At 38.8% G+C, this 7,415-nt stretch carries 6 protein-coding genes and 1 pseudogene; all 7 read left to right on the top strand.

What is annotated here, in order from left to right; genetic code table 11:
- The first annotated feature begins 273 nt into the window (after positions 1 to 273).
- A complete protein-coding gene (locus AC11ZT_RS02010; protein WP_484058006.1) occupies positions 274 to 1,473 on the top strand; it encodes an MFS transporter in 1,200 nt (399 codons plus the stop codon).
- Between the two features lie 187 nt (positions 1,474 to 1,660).
- Positions 1,661 to 2,374 (top strand): LytR/AlgR family response regulator transcription factor, encoded by a 714-nt coding sequence (locus AC11ZT_RS02005; protein ID WP_484058005.1) that lies wholly within the window; start codon positions 1,661 to 1,663, stop codon positions 2,372 to 2,374.
- Between the two features lie 120 nt (positions 2,375 to 2,494).
- Positions 2,495 to 4,570 carry a carbon starvation CstA family protein gene (locus tag AC11ZT_RS02000; protein ID WP_484058004.1) on the top strand — a complete coding sequence of 692 codons (2,076 nt, stop codon included), beginning with the start codon at positions 2,495 to 2,497 and terminating at the stop codon, positions 4,568 to 4,570.
- On the top strand, positions 4,563 to 4,766 hold the full coding sequence (locus AC11ZT_RS01995; RefSeq protein ID WP_484058003.1) for a YbdD/YjiX family protein: 204 nt from the start codon (positions 4,563 to 4,565) through the stop codon (positions 4,764 to 4,766). Before AC11ZT_RS02000 ends, AC11ZT_RS01995 begins: the two co-directional genes overlap by 8 nt.
- A gap of 203 nt (positions 4,767 to 4,969) precedes the next feature.
- The gene (locus AC11ZT_RS01990; RefSeq protein ID WP_484058002.1) at positions 4,970 to 6,022 is read left to right on the top strand and encodes a GGDEF domain-containing protein; all 1,053 of its coding nucleotides are present in this window, start codon (positions 4,970 to 4,972) and stop codon (positions 6,020 to 6,022) included.
- A gap of 73 nt (positions 6,023 to 6,095) precedes the next feature.
- Positions 6,096 to 7,097, top strand: a complete 1,002-nt coding sequence (locus tag AC11ZT_RS01985; RefSeq protein ID WP_484058001.1) for an LLM class flavin-dependent oxidoreductase — start codon at positions 6,096 to 6,098, stop codon at positions 7,095 to 7,097.
- Positions 7,098 to 7,237: 140 nt separating this feature from the next.
- Positions 7,238 to 7,415: pseudogene (locus AC11ZT_RS01980) on the top strand (homoserine O-acetyltransferase family protein); the annotation flags it as partial.

Raw genomic sequence — 7,415 nt, 5'->3', positions numbered from 1 at the left:
TTAAATTTGTGCGTATTTTCACAAGCTAACTACCAGATCAACATGATGTCAGTTCGCATAGTAAGCTAGAAATACCCGGCGATAGTGGAAATGTTTTGTAGTAGGGGTGATGAAGTAAGGAGAATTATCAGTATATACAATCTATTTTGAAATATCTGTATACAAATCCTGATCTGTTAAAGAATAGGAAAAAGACAGATGGAATCACATCAAAGGAAACGCGGAGTGTAAAACAATCATTTGAAGGAAATAACGAAAGAGGGGAAGGTACAGATGAATAAGGGAAGTATCACATCGAATCGTAAACTTCTAGGTGTAGCTGGTTTCGGCTGGCTATTTGACGCCATGGATGTGGGATTGCTTTCTTTTGTAATTACAGCATTACAAAAGGAATGGCATATAAATAGTCAGCAGATGGGCTGGATTGGAAGTGTGAACTCGATTGGGATGGCCGTGGGAGCACTTCTATTTGGACTTTTAGCAGATAAACTAGGTCGTAAGGTCATTTTCCTTATCACATTACTTCTTTTTTCAGTAGGAAGTGGAGTATCTGCACTCGCACCAACACTTGCAGTATTTCTATTTATCCGCTTTTTTATTGGGATGGGTCTTGGCGGAGAATTACCGGTAGCATCTACATTAGTATCGGAAAGTGTACCAGCAAAAGATCGTGGTAGAATTGTTGTTTTACTAGAAAGTTTCTGGGCTGGGGGTTGGATTGTATCCGCGCTTATCGCCTACTTTATCATACCAGCGTACGGTTGGAAAACGGCGATGGTAGTAAGTGCGATTCCTGCATTTTATGCACTATATTTACGGTTGCGTTTACCTGATTCTCCTCGGTTTCATACAAATGCTGAAAAGCAACCGTGGTTCGAAAAGATAAAAGTTGTTTGGACTGGCTCTTATACACGTCCTACTATTATGCTCTGGGTGTTATGGTTTTCAGTAGTCTTTTCGTATTATGGTATGTTTTTATGGCTTCCGAGTGTGCTAACTCTAAAAGGATTTACGTTAATTAAAAGCTTTGAATATGTGTTATGGATGACGTTGGCACAGCTTCCGGGTTATTTTAGTGCAGCTTGGTTAATTGAACGGATGGGTAGAAAGTTTGTACTCGTTAGCTATTTGTTAGGTACAGCAGTAAGTGCGTATTTCTTTGGTCAAGCAACAACGTTACCGATGCTCCTAACATTTGGTGCTCTACTTTCGTTCTTCAACCTTGGAGCATGGGGGGCATTATATGCTTACACACCTGAGCAGTATCCAACTGCTGTTCGCGGAACTGGCGCTGGTATGGCTGCTTCCTTCGGACGAATTGGCGGCATTTTAGGGCCGTTGTTAGTTGGTTATTTAGTCGCTGCTAAAGTTCAAATTTCAACCATTTTCTTTATTTTCTGCATTAGTATTGTAATCGGGGTACTTGCTGTCGTCTTTCTTGGAAAAGAAACAAAGCAGCAGGAGCTTGTATAATCCAGTTTGTATGCAAATAATCCGGTTTTTTCGCAGCTCCTTTGGGTAGACTTTACCTCTTTCCAAAGGATTTTTTTTCATGACAAAACGTTATTTCTGTAAGTTAGAAAAGGAATATGACATTTTGGGTAGAATATATCTTATATGACGTCGTCAGTATAGAAAACATTAGGGTGGTCTAGAACAAATGAAAATCTTACTTGTTAGTGAAGAAGAGCAGCTTCAATTTATGAAGAACGTATTCATTCGTGATCTAGAAAAAATAGAGATAGTAGAAGCAATCACGGGTATAGAAGCAATTAAGCTTGCCAAGCGTCACCATCCAGAGTTTATTTTTATTGATATAGGGTTGCCACACGAAAATGGTTTAGAATTAGCTGCGCTCATTGGGCAGTTGGAGCTTCAAACAAATATCATTCTCATTGGGAATGAAGAAAAGTATGCATTAGATGCGTTTCGCATTCGTGCATTTTATTACTTGTTACAGCCTCTTACGCAGGAAGCCCTGTCTATTCTTATTGATTTGATTCAAAAGGAATATAACCAAAAGCGGTATTCGTCGTTACGTAAGCTGCCAATTGAAACGAACGAAGGGATTTCCTATATTGCTCCGAGCGAAATTATATATATAAGTAAAAATAAAGAAAATAAAACAGTATCTATTCATACGAAGGAAGATAATTATCTTTCTACTTATACATTACAGGATTTAGAACAGAAACTATTGTCCTACCATTTTTTGCGTGTACACAAAAGCTATTTAATGAATCTGAATTATGTGAAGGAATTGAGACCGTACTATAATGGTACATACAATATTTATTCATCTATTTTTCCAGATGAACCAATTCCTGTTAGCAGAAATTATATTCGAATACTGCGAAAAAATTTAGAAGTATAACAACTTATGAAATAGAAACTGCATGTTAACACAGAAAAAAATCATCATAAGGTGTTATACAACACAATGTTCAGAAAAATTAGTATAATCCCTCTATGACATACTAAGGAGGGAACACATGTGAAAGGATTAAAGTCGGTTTTGCTTTGGGGAATTATATCCGCACTAGGAGCTGCTGGATTTGCTGTCTTAGGGTTAAGTCGCGGGGAATCCGTTAATGCGATTTGGTTGTTAGTTGCAGCAGTTTCTGTTTATGCAGTTGCCTATCGCTTCTATAGTAAGTTTATTTCACAAAAGGTATTTGGATTAGATGATAACCGCAAAACGCCTTCGGAGCTTTTAAACGATGGGAAAGATTATGTTCCGACTAATAAATGGGTGTTATTTGGACATCACTTTGCAGCTATTGCAGGGGCAGGTCCTCTTGTAGGCCCGATCCTTGCAGCACAAATGGGATATTTACCAGGAACTATTTGGATTATTGTCGGAGTAGTAGTAGCAGGAGCAGTACAGGACTTTATCATTTTGTTTGCATCTATTCGTCGTAACGGAAAATCTCTTGGAGAAATTATTAAGGATGAAATCGGACCGAAAACTGGCCTTATTGCTATGATTGGTATTCTCGGTATTATGATTATATTATTAGCAGTATTAGCACTCGTTGTAGTAAAAGCGCTAGTTGGTAGTCCGTGGGGTATGTTTACGATTGCTGCAACCATTCCAATTGCACTGCTTATGGGTGTGTACATGCGTTATATTCGCCCAGGCCGCGTTGGAGAAGCTTCAGCTATTGGTATCGTACTTCTTATGCTTTCTCTTATATTTGGACAGTACGTTTCACAAACGCCAGAAATTGCAAAGCTATTTACATTTAAAGGTGAAACAATTGCAATTATGTTAATTGTATATGGCTTTATTGCATCTGCCATGCCAGTATGGCTATTGCTTGCACCGCGTGATTATTTAAGTACATTTTTAAAGATTGGTACAATTGTTGGACTGGCAATCGGAATTGTCTTCGTTGGGCCAAGCTTACACATGCCAGCCATAACGAAATTCATTGATGGAACAGGCCCTGTATTTTCAGGAAATCTTTTCCCATTCTTATTTATAACAATTGCATGTGGGGCTATTTCAGGATTCCATGCTCTCGTTTCATCTGGAACGACACCAAAAATGATTGAAAGAGAAAGCCATGCCCGTGCAATTGGATACGGTGCGATGTTGACTGAATCACTCGTTGCAGTCATGGCGATGATTGCTGCGACTGTACTTACACCTGGAACGTATTTTGCAATCAATTCTGCACCAGCTGTTATTGGCACAGATGTTGCACAAGCGGCAAAAACAATTAGCTCGTGGGGATTTGTTGTTACGCCTGATTATTTACAAACATTAGCGAAGGATGTAGGCGAACAAACGATTCTTTCTCGTACAGGCGGTGCCCCAACGTTAGCTATTGGGATGGCTTATATATTCAGTAACGTTGCCGGCGGTAAAATGCTTATGGGATTTTGGTACCACTTTGCGATTCTTTTTGAAGCTTTGTTTATTTTGACTACAATTGATGCAGGGACTCGTGTGGGTCGCTTTATGATACAAGATGTACTTGGTCAAGTGTACAAGCCGTTAGGAAAAACAGATTCTACATTTGCAAACATTGTTGCAACAACTCTTTGTGTATTAGGCTGGGGATATTTCTTATACCAAGGTGTAATTGATCCGCTTGGCGGCATTAACACGCTATGGCCGTTATTTGGGATTGCAAATCAAATGCTTGCCGGTATTGCACTTGTTGTCGGAAGTACGATTCTATTTAAAATGGGTAAGAAAGCGTACGTATGGGTTACGTTACTTCCAACAACGTTTGTACTCATTGTGACCATGACGGCAGGCTATCAAAAGCTATTTGATAGTGATCCGAAAATTGGATTTCTATCTCATGCAAAGATTTTTCAAAATGCATTAAACAATGGAAAAATACTATCACCAGCAAAAAATGTTGGTCAAATGCATCAAATTATTACAAATGATTATGTGGACGCTGGGTTAACAGCTATTTTCATGATTGTTGTAATTGCCGTACTTATTCCTGCAATCAGACTTTGGATTCAAATTTTACAAAATAAAAAAATAGAACTTAAGGAATCTCCTTATGTTCCTCGTACGGATGAAGAGGTGCGCAATTATGCGTAATGCTCTAGCGAAGATTATGAAATGTCGAAAAGAATTTATTTCTTTATTGGTAGGTGTGCCGAGCTATGAGAAATATGTAGCTTATATGAAGGAGCATGCCACTGGGCAACCAATTTTATCGGAGCGGGCATTCTTTGACGAAGTACAACGAGCAAAGTTTGATGGGAAAAATGGAAATATAACACGGTGTTGTTAAGCCTAATGAAAACATCCGACCATTTATAGGTCGGATGTTTTTTTTATCCTCATTAACAAGAATTTTGCTTCCCAAATCATAAAGGAAAGCCTTCTTAGTTTTCAATATATATACATAGATGTTGTATTCACTTTAAAACCTATATAGTACAATATTATAGGATATGTATTTAAGCTATTAAGGAAATAGAAAGGCGCTATTTTATGCTTAGTAATGTTTTTATTAATATAACGATTCTACTTTCTTTTATATTTGTAATGGGGCAAATCTTTAAAGATCGAACCTTGCATGATTCGCTATCATTGCGAGGTAAGTTGGTAGTGGGAGTTATTACAGGTATATTAGGGATCATCCTAATGAAATATAGCTTGCAGATGGAGAACTTTATTCTCGATTTACGCCATTTAGCTATTATTATCGCTGCTATTTCAGGTGGTCCTATCTCTATTGCAGTTGCAGCTATTCTTATAAGCTTATCAAGGCTCGTTTTATTTCAAACCTCGTCGGTAATCAGTACTTTAGCAGCTGTTAGCGTCCTTGTAGTAGGACTGGGCTGTTCTATCCTTATAAATTATGTGTCTTCGTGGATGAAAAGATGGATTTGGCTTACGCTGTTTTGTTTGGTGATGGCGTGTATTACGCTAGTATTTATGACGTTAAACATAACCGTTTATATCATGTATTGTACCGCATTTATGGTCACAGCCTATATTGCGTATGTAAGTATTACATATGTCGATCAATCGAATGGGATGTCTCGGTTAATGGAAAAACAGGTAACAGTTGACTTTTTAACAGGATTGTTAAATGTTCGCCAATTTGACATTTTATTAAATCAATCTATCCAGCAAAGTGATAAAAAAAGAGAGGCTCTTTCCCTTCTTATGTTAGATATTGATCACTTTAAAAAGGTGAATGATACCTACGGTCATCAAGCAGGGGATGCGGTTTTGCAGCAAATTGCTACTATTTTAAAGGAACATTCGATTTCAAATTTAGCCTTTCGTAAGGGCGGGGAAGAATTTTCTCTTTTACTCCCTAACTGTACACTCGTTACAGCAATGGAAATTGGGGAAAATATAAGAAGCGCGGTAGAGCGGCATCGCTTTGTTCTCCCTGATGGGACGATTATTTCTGTAACGATTTCAATAGGGGCCTCTGTATACTTGAATTCCTCGGATGAGTTTATTCGAAAAGCGGATGAAGCGTTGTATTTCGCCAAGCATCTTGGAAGAAATCGGGTGAGTATGTTGTGATATCGTAAGCACTTTTCTCGCCTATTGGAACATAGCACCTTATAATACAAACCAATGAAAGAGAGGTGCTACGATGATTACGTTAAGTATTTTAGATCAATCGCCAATTCCTGCAGGTAGTAATGCGGTGGAAGCATTAGCTAACACGGCTTTGCTTGTGCAGGAGGCAGAAAAGTTAGGATATAAGCGATTTTGGGTTTCTGAACATCATAATACGAAACGTTTAGCAGGGTCGAGCCCTGAAATACTAATGGCGCATCTAGCTGCAAAAACATCACATATTCGGATTGGTTCTGGTGGTGTAATGCTACCGCATTATAGCGCCTATAAGGTTGCAGAAAACTTTCGCCTGCTAGAAGGATTGTATCCAGGCAGGATAGATGCGGGGTTTGGCCGTGCTCCTGGCGGAATGCCTATTGCAACGCGGGCGCTGCAGGAAGGAAAAGTATATACGATAGATCGGTATCCTGAGCAAATAGATGATTTTGTACATTATATTTCGGGTGCCTCATCAGATGATTATAAATATGCTGGATTGCAGGCAACACCTGTTGTTCCTACAATTCCTGAAGTATGGCTTCTTGGTTCGAGTGGGGAAAGTGCGATGATTGCTGCTGCGCGCGGAGCTTCATTCGTATTTGCTCAGTTTATTAATGGTGAGGGCGGTTCACGTGTAGTGAGACGATATCAAGAGGTCTTCCGGCCGTCGGTTTTACTAGATAAACCGAAATCAATGGTAGCTATTTTCGTGATTTGCCAAGAGACGGAGGAAGAGGCAAATAGGGTCGCATCGAGCTTAGATTTATCCATCCTTACATTAGAACAGGGAAAATCGTCTGCTGGTACTCCTTCTGTTGAAGAAGCAATGAATTATCCCTATACACCGTATGATCGGTTGCGAATTCGCGAAAATCGCAATCGTATGATTGTTGGAAACCCGAATCAAGTGAAGCAACGTATTCTAGATTTAAGCGAAGAATATAATACAGACGAATTTATGATCGTTACGATCACATATGATCTCGAGGCAAAGCTGAAGTCTTATCGCTTATTGGCAGAAGCATTTCATTTATAAAGCTAGAGGAGAAGAACCAAGGAAACCATTCTTGGTTCTTTTTTTTATGAAATAAATAACAATTATGTAATAAAAATGGTTGCGATTCTATAGAAATGAATGGTACAAAAGAGGTAGCTTGATTTTAATCGTGAGAGAGGATGATACATGTGCTTGTAACGAAGCGTGTTTTTTCCGTGCCCCAGTATTGCTTTGAGAATGGAATGTGTATCCCCGTTGAACTTGGTTATGAAACGTATGGTGTATGTAATGCAGCGAAAGATAACGTGATTCTCGTGAGTCATTATTTTAGTGCTACGAGCCATGCTGCAGGAAAAT

Source organism: Ectobacillus sp., assembly GCF_056992975.1.
Note: the sequence above shows the minus strand (reverse complement) of the source record. Positions and strands in the feature narration are given on the sequence as shown.